Origin of the sequence: Pseudoalteromonas sp. SM9913 (assembly GCF_000184065.1) — a bacterium.
Classification (GTDB): domain Bacteria; phylum Pseudomonadota; class Gammaproteobacteria; order Enterobacterales; family Alteromonadaceae; genus Pseudoalteromonas; species Pseudoalteromonas tetraodonis.
The window spans coordinates 108,801-125,783 of the sequence record NC_014800.1 but is presented as its reverse complement, the minus strand read 5'-3'; the positions used below and the strand labels follow the sequence as shown (position 1 = coordinate 125,783).

Sequence of the window (16,983 nt, the reverse complement as noted above, 5' to 3'; positions counted from 1 at the left end):
AAACACTGCAATCGTAAAAAGTAAGGAAATACAACAATGAAAAAAGTAATTTCAACAGCCGCTATTGCAACGGCGCTATGTGCGGCCAGCACAGTGTCAGCAGAAACCATTGATATCGGTATTTTATATACCGATCAATCTGCAGCAGCTACCAGTAATATCAATACCAAAATTAATCAGCTTATTGCTTTTAGTAACCAGGTATACAGCCAAAATGGCGTTGACATTACGCTACGTTTAGCTGGGACTCAAAATTTAGGTGACTATGCAGTAACCCCTTCTGAAGATTGGTTAAATGCAGTCACAAATAGTAGTTACGTAGATGGTTTACGCAATGATTGGAAAGCCGACATGGTTGCCGTACTGGGTACAGGCCAAAGTGCAGGTAACGGTTTAATTTCATGTGGCTTAGCATGGGTTGGCCAAGGCACAAATGGTAATTTATACAGCTCAATGAGCAGCCGCATGTACTCAATCACCGCAATCGATTGTGGAGCCACAACCTTTGTTCATGAGCTTGGTCATAACCAAGGTTTAGCGCATTCACGTAAGCAAGGCGATACAGCCGGTGGTGTATACGTTGATGGTATGGGGCACGGTGTACAAAATGAATTTGCCAGTATTATGGCCTACCCATTTGTATTTGGCAGTGCAACGCAGTACGACTATTTCTCAAACCCTAACTGGAGCGTAAACGGTATTCCATTTGGGGTGACCAATCAGTCGTACGCCATTCGTACCGTTACCGACACAAAAACCAGTATCGCTAACTTTAAATAAGCTCAATGCTGAATAATAAATTTATTCTCAAAATTCAGCTTAAATAACAATGTAAACATGGGTTAATAACCCATGCTGACCAATTAAGTTTCCCTTGCGGAGCGCCTCGGCGCTCTTTTTTAATGATTAATCATTTTCTGTTTTATGGCAGGGAGTAAGGTTTCACCATCGCTATCCACTTTACTCATTAGCTTTAAACCCATCACCTTAGCAAGCACAGGGTAAATATCTAAATTATTCACTCGCTCAATGCTCACCCCTTTTTTAAACGCTGGCCCGGTAGCAATAAATGTTGCTGCCATATCATCGGTATAGGCATAGCCATGCGTTCCTAAGTAAGGCACTTTAGCACTATTGCTAAATACCGCAGGCGCTGTCGTTTGTACCACAATATCGCCCACACGAGTGCCTTTATTATAGTGATATCCTGCAAGCTGCTCCTCTGTTAGTACCGTGTAGCGTCCTTTTGCTGCATGTTGTAAACGGGCTTTATAAGCCTCAACATCTGCATTTTTAGCATCGCTTTTAGTATAAATAAGTAATCGAGGACCGGTATTAACAACCATAAAATTATCATCTTTAGGTAAGCTGCTCACAACAATGCTCTGCTCAGGCTCAACTTGTGCCATACCATGATCAGACACAATCACCAGATTTACCTCTTGCTCTAACTTACTCAAGCGGGTTTTTAATTGCCCCATCAGCGCATCTAGCTGTTTAACGGCATCACGCGTTTGCACCGCATCAGGGCCATATTCATGCCCCATGCTATCCACTAACGAAAAATAACTCGCCACAAAACGTGGGCGCTGTGCTTTAGGTAAGCTTAACCATTGAATGATTTGATCAATTCGGTCTTGGTAGTCACCTTGTTTAGAGTAGTGAAAGTAATAGTCAGGCGTCATACCATTAAAGCGCGCATCCGACTCAGGCCAAAAGTATACCGCCGATTTAAGCCCATGCATTTTAACTAAATTCCACAGTGGTGTGCCGCGTACCCAGGTACTGTCTTTTTGTCCTTTCCCCATGCTGTAGCATTCATTATTGCGCGCTTTGTCACAAAACTTATTATCTACAATGCCATGGTTAACTGGCAGTAAACCGGTGATCACCGAAATATGATTTGGAAACGTTTTAGTAGGATAAACAGGCTGCATTTTTTGCGCTCTTACGCCTTGCTCACCCATTGCTTTTAAATTAGGCGCACCGTGCTTTTCAATGTAATCCCAACGTAAGCCATCAATAGAGATCATAACAACCGTTTGCTCTTTAGCAGCAAACGCACTATTCACACCCAATAAAAGGCAAAAACACATTACCTTAGTGATCCACAACTTCATTTTAAATACCTAGATGTATGTTAATTTTATAAAAAATAATACTAAAGCAAGTTGTTACTTTATGATACATGCTGATAAATTAAAGCAAACTATTAAAAATAAATAATCGTGCGTTTAATAAGTGCTTAATTCACATAAAAAAGGATTACCATGATCAACTTCAGTAGCAAAGTAACCCCTGCACGTATGCAGCGCACCACTGCCAATTTACAAATGGCGCTTGAGAGCGATCGTGGCCGAATTATTAATAGTGCAGCCATTCGTCGGCTGCAACAAAAAACCCAAGTATTTCCGCTGGAGCGCAACGCGGCTGTGCGTTCGCGCCTAACTCACTCATTAGAAGTTCAGCAAGTTGGCCGCTTTATTGTGCAGCGCATCTTTGCCAATTTAAATTACCAGCAACAAAAAGAATATGGTTTATCGGGTTTAGAGCGCCCACTAGAAACCCTAGTAGAAATGGCCTGCCTAATGCACGATATAGGTAACCCGCCGTTTGGTCACTTTGGCGAAGCGGCTATTAATAATTGGTTTAATGCTAATTTAGCCAGCATTACGCCTGAGCGTTGCCAAACCACAAACAGCAGCATTGGCGTTATTTTTAAACATTTAGCCCAAGATATTTGTAGCTTTGAAGGCAACGCTCAAGGCATACGCATTATTCACTCTTTGCTGAGCCTAAATTTAACCTATAGCCAAACTGCCGCTATTTTAAAGTACACCTGTCCAGCTAGTTTAGCGAAGCAAGATATTCCTCAAAATAAAAACTACATTATGAAAAAAGTGGGGTATTACTACAGTGAAAAAAGCTTTGTTGAAGCACTGCAAACTGAGCTGAAAATGGAGCCCTATTGCCGTCACCCTGCCAGTTATATTATGGAAGCCGCTGACGATATTTCTTATTGCCTTGCCGACATAGAAGACGCCGTAGAAAAAGACATTATCACCACACAGTTATTATGCGAGCAACTAAAAAAGCAGTATCAAAAAGCATTAATTAACCTCGCTCTCAACGACACTCAACACCAAAGCTTTGTGGACGACGCCATAAACTACGCCATAGAACGGGCACAAGCACAGCCCTTTAATTTTAATAGTGAGTTTTTTATTTATTTACGCGTGTCATTACTGCACCCGCTAGTAAACCATGCCGCAAAACGCTTTATTGAAAACATAGAGCCAATTTATCATGGCGACTTTAACCATGCATTATTAGAAGATCGTAGCTACCTGCATGCAGCAACCCAAGCGCTCAAACAAGTCGCGCTTGAGCATGTATTTTCGCACAAAGAAGTCGAAAAACTCGAACTGCAAGGCTACCGTATTATTAATGGCCTACTCGATTGTTATAAACCTTTGCTGCTTTTGAGTAGCGATGACTTTAAACGTGCATTGCATGGCGACAACCGCTTATTAATAGAATCGAGACTCGTTAAAAAGCTCTCTAAAAAGCATTTAAGTAGCTATCAGCATGCTATAAATGCGATGCAAGAAGAGCCCGATCATTTTGCCGCCTATGAATTTTATTATCGCTGTCGGTTAATTCAAGACTACATTAGCGGTATGACCGACCAATTTGCTTACGACGAGTACCGAAGCTTAATGGTAATTGACTAGGGTCTGTTGACCTTTCAAGGTTAAATTTGCAGCAGTCTGTTTGGTATTTAGGCAAGGCAGAGCCTATGTGGTGTGGTTTTTCCCCATAAATAGGCGATAACGCAGCATCAATGCCAAACAGGCGCTGCCCTTCGGGTTCTGCCTAGGAGCGATTTACTCTTTGTTGCTCGGTTTTTACTTAGTCCACTAGGTTACAAACCTCGCGCCGCGATTAAACCGCCCCTAGTTTGAACAAATTGTAATCCGCAAAGGTCAACAGACCCTAATTAACGCTAGGCGCTTCTAGATAATTTTTCACTTTACGCTTAAGATTAGGGCATTGATGCTTAACCACTTTTGAGTTTTATGAAACCGTTACTGAGTTGCTTACTTTTTTGTTTTGCTTTGTTTTATAGTGCCAGCAGTGCCGCTTATAACGAAGCTATGTGTATTCTTATAAAACAAGAAATGCAGCAACACAGCAATAATAAAGCCAGCCGTAAATACCGTAATGCTGCGCGAGACTTTGAAAAAAACTGCAGTGATCCGCAAGCGGCACGCACTTTGCCAGTACCAAAGCCTAAACCGCAGCCGGTTATTGAACAATCGACCCCGGAGGTTGTAAAACCACAACAAACAGAACCCACTTTACAGCCAACGTTGCCAGACGCTGCAACTGAGCAAAGTGCAACTGGACCTCAAAATAATGTAATCGAAAAAAGCGCCACTCAAACTATAGAGCAAGCTAAAAACAATGCCCCAGTAGCATCAACCACAACAGCACCTAATGAGTCACAAGTCAATGTAACAGCAGCGGCTGAACAAAGCGGCGCTTCTGAAAAAAATGCACAGCCCAGCAAAATACCGGCCAGTGAATTATCAAACACTGAGGAAAATACGCAACCAGAGGTAAAAAAAGCCACCGTTGAGCCTGCACAAACCGCCGTACCTATCACTATAAAAGCCAGCGAGCAAACAGCCGTTATTGCCTCTTCAATGCCCAAAGGGGCTAATATAATCTCGCTAGTATTACCAAGTGTGGCACTATTGTTAATTGTGGTAATTACGGTTGTGGTATTAATGCGCCTGCGCAATATTAAGCAAAATAAACAAGTGGCTGATACTGGCATACCATTGCAAATGCCCGCAAGTCACGACAATGATCAAACTCACAGTGTTGTTACTGAGCCGATGGTGACTGGCTCTGATCTGCAAAACCCAGCCGTCGAAAGCAAGGGTAAAGAGCCTGATTCTAGTCGAGTTAATACCGTGAAAATAAAGCCGGAGCCTAACACGGCAGAGTTTGAAGCAGCTGCTAAAGCAACCTTAGAGCGGATAAAAAATGCAACAGAGTTTGCCGAGCCACAAGTAAGAGATTTTGACCCCGAAGCCAAACAAACCAAAATTCAGCGTAATCCTATAAATCAGCCAATCAAAAAGGTACAACAAGAAGCGCCTATAAAGCCTTCACACAGCGCACCTGAACCCATTGTACCCCATCAGCCACAAGCTGATTTCCATCCTGCAAAAACGCAGCGTTCATCATTAAGCTCAACCACTGAACACGACTTTAAAGAGCCAGAAGTACGCACTTTCGATCCCGACGCGCCACTACCAACTAAAAAAATAAAAGTAATGCCTGAGCAAGTAAAGGTTGTCCCTGAAGAGCCAAGTAAGCCCGATAACTCACCACAAAGCAGCAATCCATTTGCTAATTTATCGCTTGATGAAAGCTGGGATCCAAATTCACCACAAAAACCAAAAATAGAAGAAAAAAAACGCGCACCTAAATCACAAGCACTCATCGATGCAGAAGAACGCGCAAAAAACATGCAAACAAAAGAATAACGCGGTAACATAAAAATACTTAAAATAAGTCTGTAAAGCGACGGTATAGCCCTTAAGCCTACATTCAGTTAACGCCTTTAAAATAGCCTGTTTTTTAAGCAACGCTCAAAGCCGCTTTATATCCCAAAAGGGTATATTTAATAGAAGGAGAGACTTATACACATGCATGTTATGTTATCAGCTAAATTAAGATACCGTATTTATATCGCATCTTTTTTGCTGATGGCTTTTACCAGTCATTACACGCACGCAATTGAAGCAATACAACCCTCAAGCAAAGCGCCTAATCACCATGCTACTTTAAATATAAGTACAGGCGAATGGCCGCCTTTTTTAAGTGAATCGCTGCCTCACAAAGGCGTGGTTGCGCATTTAATTACCGATATATTTGCACAAGCTAACATTAAAGTTAACTTTACCTTTTTACCGTGGCCGCGTGCTTACCACGACACCATTAATGATAAATACGCAGCCACTGCCGTATGGATGTTTGAACAACAACGTACTGAGGATTATTTTTACAGTGAGCCAGTGTTAAACGAGCGTTTTGTATTTTTTTATCATAAACAACGCCCTTTTGATTGGCAAAATCTAAACGATTTAAAAGGCTTATTACTCGGTGGTGGGCTTGCCTACAGCTACGGCAAAGACTTTGATAAAGCAGCCGATGAAGGCTTATTCGATATGTCGCGAGTAAGTACCACAGAGCAAAACTTTAAACGCTTAGCTATGGGCAGAATCGACGCCTTTGCCGAAGAGCAAAGCGTAGGCTATTTCACATTAGCGAGTAAATTACCTGACCTATTCAGCGCTATTAATCACCACCCCAAAGCTTTGTTGGTAAACCAAAGCTTTATGATGTTCCCTAAAAATAACCCACGCAGTGAACAGCGGCTTGAAATATTTAACCAGCAATTACTTAAATTTAAACAAAACGGCCGTTATCAAGCCTACTTTGATGCGTTAGATAATGGCGCTTATCAACCCACAAATAGCGCCCTGGCCGACTAACCTGTAGGCAGGGCTTTATGCAGCGCGTTTTATGTTTGGAACGCGGGTTTCGGGCTACGAGCTAGGTTTTAGGTTTTAGGTTTTGGGTTTTGGGTTTTGGGTTTTAGGTAATAGCAAAAGCTCGCTGCTCGTCACTCGAAGCCCGCAGCCTTCTCATTCCCGCTTTAAGGTTCATATAAGCGCCAATTAATAAATGACTACTTAATCAGTCATTAATCAACTAATGACTACTTTATTAGCCTTTAACTTATAGAAGGTATCACGCTTTCTAAGCGTTTTATGTCAATATCACTGATATTAGCAAAACGTTTAAAGTGCGTTGGCCACTGGCGAGTATAACTCTCAACCTCTGTAATTATTTTTGTCGCTTGAGCCTTGTTGAGGCCGAAGCGTTTGGCTTGCGACAGTAAATTATCGATACTAGCATATCGGCCATCATCACCAAGCCCTATGCCATGCTGCTTTGAGTTATTAATAGGGGTAATATCATAAGCGGGGCTCATACGCCACGTTTGCCCTGCAAAGTGATACAAAAATGCATGATTTCGGCTGTGATCATCGGTATTACCAATAAATACGTTAAATACCATTCGCTTGTAGAGCTCTGTAGCATCAGCAGCGAACTCACCTGTGTGGTGGCGAATAAATTCAGCCAGTTCACCGTAGCTATAGTATGTTGCTAAGTCGCTTATCGCGACTTTTGGTTTTTGTAATAAGCTATTGGCGCTTAAAAAGTGATGAGTTGGTAAGTCATCGCTTACATCAAAACGTTCAACTAACAGAACATCGCCATTTTCTGTTTCATGAATACGGGTATTTGCAGTGCGAATCCCCAATTCATTAGCCATACACATAGCGCCATGCTCAGCCCTAGCTAAATTAAACAAATCGTCTTGACGATTAAACTTTGCCAAATAAAGTTTTTGGTCAATTTTCACAGAGGTTTTAGGTCTTGCTCCCCCCATACTTTGGCCAAATTCAAAGGCTTTTTTTGCTTCCTGTGAAATCGTTTTATTGGCGAGCAAATCGTCCTTTGCTTGATCCAATAAGGCTAAATCGGCTAAAGTATTTTTATTCGCTTTATGTTTTGATGCGCTGCGCGACAAACTAAATACCAAGGCGCCAACACCATACCCAGACCCTGCGAGTAAAAATTCTAGCTCATTTTTTGGTTTGGTATTATGCAGCGACAGTATAAGCTTACGCCCCCACGAATCAGCTCCCGCATCACTTAACACCCCAAACACACCTTTATTGGCAGAATAACTAACGATGCCAGGCTGTAATGGTAAATGCAGCGGATCGAGCGCAAACGCATCAGAGCGCGCAAGGTAACTTTTACCATAATTAAACTCACCTCGGCCTGTTTGTGTATTTAACTTAAAAAAGCCACAAATTACCGGGCTGTCTTCTAAACCGTCAATAAATACATAGGCTTCAGAAGTCATCGTTAATCACCTGAGTCTTATTGCTTTTACGCTGTCTTGCATTATAACCGCCCACATCTGCGGCAAGCTCGTTAATTTCATCCAACAATGAGCCTTGCAATTGAAGTACAACAAGAGCTTCAAACAATATATCGCTTTTTACTACCTCCCCTTGCTCAAGCTTTTGTACCGTGGAGCGAGATACACCAATCATCTTAGCGAACGTGCTCTGGGTATAAAGTAAAGTACGATGCTGGCGAATTAAATCACCCAATCGACGCGCCAGTTTTAATGCTTGTTCAGATCTCATAAATGACTACCTAATCGGTCATTAATATACTAATGATTAGTTTAGCGGTATTTAATATGATTGCAATATTATTTAAATAGATACGAAATGAGTTTCGAGTTTCGAGTTTCGAGCTTCGAGCTTCGAGCTTCGAGCTTCGAGCTTCGAGCTTCGAGCTTCGAGCTTCGAGCTTCGAGCTTCGAGGTTCGAGGTTCGAGCTTAAAGCGCCTAGTCCCTTTTGCATTACCTCTTCAGCGCAGCGCCTCATAACCTCTTTGCGAATAAATCACTTAAAACTATATTTGCACAAAGAGAAGACAACGGGTTTCGAGCAGCGAGCGACGGGCAGAAAATACAACCTAGCGCTTTTTATCAACGTAGACGTGCAGCTTGCTGACGCGAAAAGCGCAGCTTTTAAATTGCTTTACTTTCATGCAGTGAACGCTGAACTACTTGATAACAAATAGCACGTTGCTGCTCTTGATTTAAATTTACTTGTCGCATCGAAAGAATCGTTTTCACTAATTGTTTATGTGAAACAATCGGAAAGAGTGGGCGCTGTTTTAATTCGACAAACCAACCAGGAAAGCACAAAACAGGGAAAACCTGCGTGTTAAAACCCGTTGCCTCTTGTAGCCATTTGTTCACCCAATTAGCCTGCTTTTGGGCTTGTTCTAGCGGCTTACTTTCAAACCAAGAGGGAAATGCTAGATGATTATTCTCAAATTTAACTTTGTAGTTTGTGTCGTCTTTTATTCGCTTGTGTCTGCCTTTAGTTTCAATAGCAAAAATGCCATTTGCCCCAACAACTAAGTGATCAATGTTAAAACCATCAGCTTGTATATCATGAAATACTTGATATCCATGTGACTGTAATTCTATAAGTTCAGAGGCAACAGCAAGTTCAGCATCACGGCCGAGCTTTAGTTTTATTAAATAATTAGATTTAACCCACAGCTTTCTTGCTACATAAGCTAAACCTAAAATAATCAAAACAATTAGGAAGTAATTAAAATTACCGCTAGCAAACATTTCAGCAATCCCTTTAATTGCAAAAGGCATTATAACAATGAGTGCAGCTAAAAATATTAGGCCAATAACATCAACAATCTTGTCATTCACTTGCTCTTGAAGAGTTTGCGCGGCAACACGTTTTAATTTATGACGCTCGATAGGAAGTTTAGCACTGCGTTGATGTGACCAAATGCGAAAAAATAAAACGCCAAGTAATGAGTAAACACTACCAACAATAACTAAAAGACTTAAACCTTGGTTTAATAAATCATCCATGACGAGTTCCTATAATAACAACTTGTACTTTATACATTAAAAACAGTTACATGTCTCATTATTCAAACTCACACTACAAAGATCACCGAAACACCTGTAGGCGCCCAGCTTGCTCACGCGAAAAGCGAAGCTTTTAGAGTAATTTATACATGTCGCGTTGGCGACGGCAACCAAGGGGCAGATACCGCCGACCGCCCCTTGGAACCCCACGGCGCCCCGAGGATCACACTATTTCCTCAATTCAATTTAATCATATGAACGTAAACGCGATGAAACACGTCCGTGTGTAAGCATCACTTAACGCGCATCCATGCGCTGCTATTACTCATCATTAATTTAATTTCGGGTGTGATCACGGGGAAATTGTCTTGGCAGCGGTCTTTAATTCAATAATGAGTTAATGCTTGTTTACATTGCATTTTTTAGTAAACTGAGTGCTCGCAAACAGGGAGCGATTTAATGCAACAGATTGGTATTTACGAGCAGTTAATTACACAAGTAATTAAGCAAAACTTAAATCGTGACCAATTTTATGTGGGCGAACGCCAACTAGAATCGGCTGAGGCGGCTACGTGGCTTTCGCGTTTTTTAGGCAGGCTGGTTGAACATGCCATTGATGCAATCCCCAATTCAAGCGAGCGTTTGCACGAGCAAATTAACCTAGCAAACAGCCTTGTGCTTTGGCTTAAAGATCATATTCGCGATGACGAGCTGATCAATGAAAACCTTATCGACAGCCAAGGCAGAATACTTACCGCACTGTTTAATACCCAAAACCCCATTGCCGCCAATCTTAAAGATTACTCTCACGATATTTTTCCGCTAACAGGGCTTACACAAAGTGAATTGTTTAGCGGCGCCAATGCGGGAATATCGCTCGAAACCGAGCTAAAACGCGAGATTAAATCGTCCGACACTATTTACTGGCTTGTCTCATTTATAAAATGGACGGGGCTGCGCATATTTAAAAACGAACTTGAAGCGTTTACTAAAAGCGGCAATAAACTCAAAGTAATTACCACCTCGTACATGGGTGCAACGGATGCTAAAGCGGTTGAGTTTTTAGCAAGCCTGCCAAATACCGAGGTAAAGCTTAGTTACAACAATCAGCAAGAGCGCTTACACGCAAAGTCATACTTGTTTATGCGTAATACAGGTTTTCATACCGGTTATATTGGCTCGTCTAATTTATCGCATTCGGCGCTTACCAGCGGCCTTGAGTGGAACTTAAAAATTACCGCGCAAGAAATTCCGCACATCATAGCTAAAACCAAAAGTACCTTTGAAACCTATTGGCAGTCGCCAGATTTCGAGCTGTTTACTGGCAAAGCTGAATGTAAAGAAAAGCTCATAAATTCACTTAATGAGCAACGTGGTATTGGCCAAGCAAGCAGCCAGTTTTATTTTGATATCACGCCAAAAACCCATCAACTCGCTATTTTAGAAAAACTAAGCGTTGAACGTAGCGTGCATAATCGCTTTAAAAACTTAGTGGTTGCTGCAACGGGCACGGGTAAAACCATTATATCGGCGTTCGACTTTAAAACTGTTTACGATAAAAACCCAAACGCACACTTTTTGTTTGTAGCCCACCGCGAAGAAATACTTAAACAAGCGCAAAGCGCTTACCGTGGCGTGCTTAAAAACAACGATTTTGGTGAGCTGTGGGTAGGTAACTATAAGCCACAACACTACAACCAATTATTTGCGTCAATCCAAACATTAAACAGCCAAATTGAATCGCTTAATCTAACCCACGATTACTACGACTACATAGTTATTGACGAAGTTCATCACGTAAGCGCAGCTAGTTATCGCGCTATATTAAATCACTTTACGCCCACAATATTAATTGGCTTAACCGCCACACCAGAGCGTCAAGACGGTGCAAATATACTCGATGATTTTTGCGGCGTAATAGCCACTGAAATTCGCTTGCCAGAGGCAATAAATCAACGCCATTTATGCCCATTTCAGTACTTTGGGCTAGATGATGACACAGACCTAAGCCAAATAACATGGCGCGGCGGCCGTTACGATATAAGCGAGCTAAGTAACCTTTATACAGGCGAGAACAACCGCGCTAACAAAATTATATCCAGCCTTGTTAATATAGCGACTAACGTTCAAACCATTAAAGCACTCGCATTTTGCGTAAGCCAAAAACACGCAGAGTTTATGGCATCTAAGTTTAACTTAGCAGGCATAAGCGCCGATGTGCTAACCAGTAAAAACACTAATGAGCGCGCAGCCAAACAACAAGCACTTCGTCAAGGTGAGATACAAATACTTTGCGTGGTAGATATTTTTAACGAAGGGGTCGATATTCCAGAGGTCGATACACTTTTATTTTTACGCCCAACTGAAAGCCTAACGCTGTTTTTACAGCAACTCGGCCGTGGCCTGCGCCTGCCCGACAACAGCCAAAAGCAATGCTGTACCGTGCTCGATTTTGTAGGCAACTCCCGCCCAGAATACGACTTTGCCAGTAAGTTCCGCGCGCTGATTGGTAAAAGCAACCAACCAATAAAAACCGAGATTGAAAACAATTTCCCGCATTTACCGCTGGGTTGCCGTATTGAGCTACAAAAACGCACACAACAAACAATATTAAAAAATATTCAGCAAGCAATAAACTCTAAACGCCGTTTACAGCAGCTGATAAATAGCTATCCACAACATACTAATGATGCGCTTACGCTCAGTAATTTTTTACGCATAAACCCGCAAGTCACGCTTGAAGATATATACAAACCAAAAGATAAAAAGCTCGGTGGCTGGCACTGGCTAAAAGGCGATGAAATACCCGCAGAGCAAGCCGATATTTACGCCGCGTATTACCGCGCTATAAACACACAATTACTTGGCTGCAACTCGCTCAGCTACTTATGCTTTTTACGTGATTTATGTAATAACGACTTTAACTTTACCCCTACGCCACAAAACCAACAGTACGCGCTTATGGCGCATTACAACTTTTGGGATAACACAGGCACAAGTTTAGGGTTTAAAACGCTTGATCAAAGCTTACAGGCACTTAAACACAAAGAGCTACAGCAGGAACTCGCGCAAGTGATCGCTCTGTTAATAAACCGTATTCACCAGCAAGAAAGCGATTTAGCGTGCTTACCTAATCACGCAATAAAATTACACAGCCGCTACACGCGCCAGCAAATACTCGCCGCATTTGGGGCGCACTCGTTTGATAAAAAATCGACCGCTCGCGAAGGCGTACTAGAATTTAAAAACCAAAACCTCGAGCTGTTATTTGTAACACTCAACAAGTGCGAAAAAACCTACTCGCCCACCACGCTGTATCACGATTACGCAATCAGCCCCACCCTGTTTCATTGGCAAACGCAAAACAGCGCCCGTCCAGAACACGGTCGCGGCCTGAGTTACATTCAACACCAACAAACAGGCAAAACCATCCTGTTATTTGTGCGCGAACAGGGCAAAGACGAAAACGGCCGAACTATGGGATTTGTAAACTACGGCGAGGTTAAATACCAAAGCCACAACGGCAGCCAGCCGATGAATATAACGTGGGAACTAACCAACCCCATGCCAAGTGAAATGTGGCACGAGGCTGGGAAATTAGCGGTTGGATAACTACCAGTTTATTTTTTATCTGTATTATATAGGTTATAAGGTAAGTTATTTGCCGCCTAATTTTTAATTTAAATGATTCGATCGTTATCATTCATTTTTAAAAACATCAATTGTTTCTCACCTTGGTATTTCGGGTTCCACTCTATGTCTTGATTATCACCCTGATAATGATACTCGGTAGTAGAGAAAACAACTTGAACAGAATGCTGAGCACATAATACTTTAAGTGCTTTGATGTATTGGTTTAGGTCATCATTGTGAATTTCGTGTTGCTTAGGCGTATCTAAAATTAAGAATTTAAAACAGAACGAATTATGCAGTGCCATTAACTCAATTAAAGCTGCGTGGTACGCTAATACAGCTCTAGTTCTGGTACTTCCCTTAAGTTGAGATATAGTTTCTGTACCGAGGTAAGGAGTAAAATCGTCTTTAAAAGTAATATTTCGGCTAATGTTGTTGGTATTTAGTACTTCTAGCCAGTTTAAAAAGAACTCTCGAAGATCAGCTTTGAGCTTTACTAATGCTGGTATTGAGTTTTTATCCGTACCAAAAGACTGATACTTTTCTAGAGCTTTATTACGCTCAGCGATAGTTTGAAAATGTTTATTTTCCAGTAATTCAACTTTTTCGATATCACTCTTTTGGCTTTGCAGTTCAAATATTTGATTTTTTAGTGCTGATATTGCATCTACCAGAGCCGATATCTCACTTTTTTCTAAAGATTGATTTCTCTCATCGATAATCGTTTGGATTAAACCTTCTAAGCTTTCACGTTGTTTCATGATTTGCTCGATTTTAATCTTATCTATATCTGCATTTCTTTCGAGATCTTTAATTTGGTCTTTTAAATACAATAAATTTTTACTGTAGGCATCTGAGCTTGAAGAAAACAAATGGCAATTACTAGAGCCACAAATTTCATTAAATGATAGGAATACTCGCCTAGCTTCTTCGTTCAAGTTAAGTGTTTCAACTTCTGTGTTAATCTCATCTACTATCTGTGCAATACCGCTTGTTCTCTTATTAATTTCAGCGATTTCAAGCGTTAAGTCTCTTATCGAAGCTTTATGTTTTGAAATTAAACGATCTAAAACATTAATCGAGTCATCATGGTTTGCGCCTGAACTCTTGAGTTGCTCTATTTCACTTTCTAACGTGCTAATTTCATCTTCTAATTCTTCTGAGCTTTTAGATATTAATGCGGCTTCCTGCTTAGCAATTTCAGCATGGCGTGAATGCAGCTCTACTTGCTTATCTAAATAATCTAAACGTTCTTTAGCCTTAAATTTTTCTTTCTTTTGGTCGAATGAGTGTTTGACTGGCAAATCAAATATCATTCTCATCATTTCTGAGAACTGGTCTTTGATAAAGTTACTTGGTGGGCTATAAAACTTGTTATAACCGTCATCTTGATCTAGGTAGTAGATTGGCAACATTGATGCTAAATAGGGACTAGTGCTTTTGTTATTATTGGTTACTAGGTTATCTACTGTCAGACCCAGCGTTTCAAACAGATATGCCGAATACTCCTTTTCATCATAAAACCTCTGTTTCTCGCCATTAGGCTCTGTAACCTGAATATCTATACCTTTGCTGTAAATTCTCTTTAATTGCAAATTTCCGATAGGAGATGAAACTTCTAAAATAGCGTGATTGCATCGTTCATAAATATCATTTCTAAATACGCTAGGATAGCCTAAGCAAAAAGCAATTGACTGTACTATAGGAGTTTTACCACAACCATTCTTACCAAATAGCTGAGTAATATTGTCGCCAAACTTTAGTAAATCTGATTGCCAACCAGAAAGACCATTTGAAAAAATTTGTATACTAATTAACTTCATTCCAACTCCATGTCTAATTGCTTAGAAACACATAGGTTTCTGTATGCTTTAGCTATCTCAGCTAGGTTACAAGCGAGGATATCCTCTTCATTAAAGGCTTTATCAATCACCTTCTTACCTAAAGTTGTGATTTTAATTCGCCCTTTATTATTCGGGATTTCTATCAAGTTTGAATATTCCAAAAAGCTAACTGCTTTCACGGTTCTAACTCGTAAGTTTGCTGACCAACCAACGTGTTGAGCCGAGCCTTTAAAGCCGGGCATGCTTGTTTCTAAGCTTTCACCAACAAGTTGGCCGATTTCTGATACTTTGGGTTTTCGTTTATCTTTAGCCATAAGTAGCACTATCAAACTGATCAGTGGGAGCTGAAATAGTGCTTCGTTATTTAACAAATTTGGCTTGTTATAACTGGAGCTATCAACGCGAATTTCGGTACCAGATTGTGCAATCTTTTCAAAAAATGTATCGAAATTCATGATTTCCCCTTAACTAATTCCGCAAATATGCCTCCGAGAATGAGCTCAGGGTTTAGATCATACATTAAGCCCTCAGACTCAAGCTTACTGACTAAATCTTTTATTGGAGATCTTAGGCTAGCTAAATGAAGTGAGCCATCACTACGAATGGAGCTATTTAAAAGTTCTCTTACCATGCTATTGATAGACTGTAAGTCGAACTCTAAAAGCACATGGCGGTTTTTTCTGTGCCATAGATCCCAATTAGTTTTGCATCTTGATATATACTCAACTTCCTCAATGCTAGCCCCAGCCGAGGACAGCGTTCGTTGAATGATTGATGCGCTTTTTATAACTTTACTATCTCCGCTTTCAAGCAAGTTATTGTATGCGTCCTTTGATATACTTAGTATCGATAGTAAGTCTTCAATAGCTATTCCTGCATATTGCTCAATACTTTCTTGAGTTAGCTCAGCTATTACACCACTTGATTTATTTTCTACTAGTTCAAGCAGTTTCATCAGTATTTCACGAGTTTCAGTGTGGCCTAAATCTACTTCGCTAAATTTGTAAATCGCATTCTTTGCAATAGGTTCGAAATTATCATCACCACTTTTTAAATGCTGTACATCAGTTTCAAACTTGAGCTTTGATAATCTTAATTTGATTTCATCTTCGGATAGTTCATTAGAGACTTCTTCTGGGAAACATTTGTTGAACCTATCAATTAACACTTCCGAGAACTTATTTTGAAAAGTCCCCGCTTCAATGTCTTCTATTACTTTTTCAACGTCATCTCCATTATTGATGTTGGTCTGAAAGACAACTGAATTGCAGTAATTATCGAAAACTACGGTATGTAAAAGCAGCTTACCAATAAAGCTATTTTTTATTTTCTCTGTACACTGCTTTTTCTGGTCTTTAGTTCTGGCTTTAAGGCCAAATAATTCATTTAAAGTCCAATTGTGGTTTTGCTTGCCATTAGTTTTAACTTGGTAAAAAACATAACTAAATCCATCGTCATCTTTTTTACGAATAACAAAATCATCGTGCAAGTCACAGTAAACCCTATCGATACCATCGTTTTCTAGAATAGATAGTGATGCCATCGCAGCTGATCTCACCTGTGCTCTATATGCAGCAAATGAATGACGCCCGCTTTGCTCCCTTGGTTTCTTTTTTTCTAACATCCTTTCGCCTTAGCTAAGCAGTTCGTTATTTATTTAAGAATTTTAAAAACACTAAATTACTACTTTTAAACACCAAAATTTCGCAACATTTAAAAGCTTCGCTTTTCGCGCGAGCAAGCTCTGCGCCTACAAGTTAAAGCGCGAGGTAAACTCCCGCCTACATTCATAAACACCAATCTACCAACATACTCCAACTCCCCGTGAGCACACCCGAAAGTTATCAATTGATGAGTAATCACTTGCATGGATGCAAGTTAAGCCGTGACTGGCACATGGATGTGCCTTACACGGCGCTTACGTTCAC

Annotated in this window: 12 protein-coding genes; 5 read left to right on the top strand and 7 right to left on the bottom strand. The window is 40.7% G+C overall.

The window, feature by feature from the left end; translation table 11 throughout:
* Positions 1-36: 36 nt before the first annotated feature.
* Positions 37-780, top strand: a complete 744-nt coding sequence (locus PSM_RS15825) for a zinc-dependent metalloprotease family protein (RefSeq protein WP_013462873.1) — start codon at positions 37-39, stop codon at positions 778-780.
* Positions 781-899: 119 nt separating this feature from the next.
* Here the strand turns inward: PSM_RS15825 and PSM_RS15820 are convergent, their stop codons facing one another.
* On the bottom strand, positions 900-2,120 hold the full coding sequence (locus tag PSM_RS15820) for an alkaline phosphatase family protein (protein WP_013462872.1): 1,221 nt from the start codon (positions 2,118-2,120) through the stop codon (positions 900-902).
* Between the two features lie 150 nt (positions 2,121-2,270).
* On the opposite strand from PSM_RS15820, the gene dgt reads away from it, so the two are divergent.
* From dgt to PSM_RS15805, 3 genes are all read left to right on the top strand, one after another.
* On the top strand, positions 2,271-3,734 hold the full coding sequence (gene dgt, locus PSM_RS15815; protein WP_013462871.1) for a dGTPase: 1,464 nt from the start codon (positions 2,271-2,273) through the stop codon (positions 3,732-3,734).
* 345 nt (positions 3,735-4,079) lie between these two features.
* Positions 4,080-5,561, top strand: a complete 1,482-nt coding sequence (locus tag PSM_RS15810; RefSeq protein WP_013462870.1) for a hypothetical protein — start codon at positions 4,080-4,082, stop codon at positions 5,559-5,561.
* Positions 5,562-5,723: 162 nt separating this feature from the next.
* Entirely contained in the window at positions 5,724-6,572 is an 849-nt protein-coding gene (locus tag PSM_RS15805; protein ID WP_013462869.1) for a substrate-binding periplasmic protein, read from the top strand.
* A 242-nt stretch (positions 6,573-6,814) separates the two neighbouring features.
* Here the strand turns inward: PSM_RS15805 and PSM_RS15800 are convergent, their stop codons facing one another.
* From PSM_RS15800 to PSM_RS15790, 3 genes are all read right to left on the bottom strand, one after another.
* Positions 6,815-8,020 carry a type II toxin-antitoxin system HipA family toxin gene (locus PSM_RS15800; protein ID WP_013462868.1) on the bottom strand — a complete coding sequence of 402 codons (1,206 nt, stop codon included), beginning with the start codon at positions 8,018-8,020 and terminating at the stop codon, positions 6,815-6,817.
* Entirely contained in the window at positions 8,010-8,309 is a 300-nt protein-coding gene (locus PSM_RS15795; RefSeq protein WP_004589614.1) for a helix-turn-helix domain-containing protein, read from the bottom strand. Before PSM_RS15795 ends, PSM_RS15800 begins: the two co-directional genes overlap by 11 nt.
* A gap of 393 nt (positions 8,310-8,702) precedes the next feature.
* Entirely contained in the window at positions 8,703-9,578 is an 876-nt protein-coding gene (locus PSM_RS15790; RefSeq protein WP_013462867.1) for a nuclease-related domain-containing protein, read from the bottom strand.
* Between the two features lie 459 nt (positions 9,579-10,037).
* Here PSM_RS15790 and PSM_RS15785 point away from each other — a divergent pair, with 459 nt between their 5' ends.
* On the top strand, positions 10,038-13,190 hold the full coding sequence (locus tag PSM_RS15785; protein WP_013462866.1) for a DUF3427 domain-containing protein: 3,153 nt from the start codon (positions 10,038-10,040) through the stop codon (positions 13,188-13,190).
* Between the two features lie 68 nt (positions 13,191-13,258).
* Here PSM_RS15785 and PSM_RS15780 read toward each other — a convergent pair whose 3' ends face one another.
* Genes PSM_RS15780 through PSM_RS15770 form a run of 3 tightly spaced genes read right to left on the bottom strand, consistent with a single transcriptional unit; the run spans position 13,259 to position 16,679 of the window.
* Entirely contained in the window at positions 13,259-15,034 is a 1,776-nt protein-coding gene (locus PSM_RS15780; RefSeq protein ID WP_013462865.1) for an AAA family ATPase, read from the bottom strand.
* Positions 15,031-15,510: a hypothetical protein gene (locus tag PSM_RS15775; RefSeq protein WP_013462864.1), complete on the bottom strand. Its 480-nt coding sequence runs from the start codon at positions 15,508-15,510 to the stop codon at positions 15,031-15,033. The genes PSM_RS15780 and PSM_RS15775 overlap by 4 nt, the downstream gene beginning before the upstream one ends.
* Positions 15,507-16,679 (bottom strand): dsDNA nuclease domain-containing protein, encoded by a 1,173-nt coding sequence (locus tag PSM_RS15770; RefSeq protein ID WP_013462863.1) that lies wholly within the window; start codon positions 16,677-16,679, stop codon positions 15,507-15,509. The genes PSM_RS15775 and PSM_RS15770 overlap by 4 nt, the downstream gene beginning before the upstream one ends.
* Positions 16,680-16,983 lie beyond the last annotated feature (304 nt).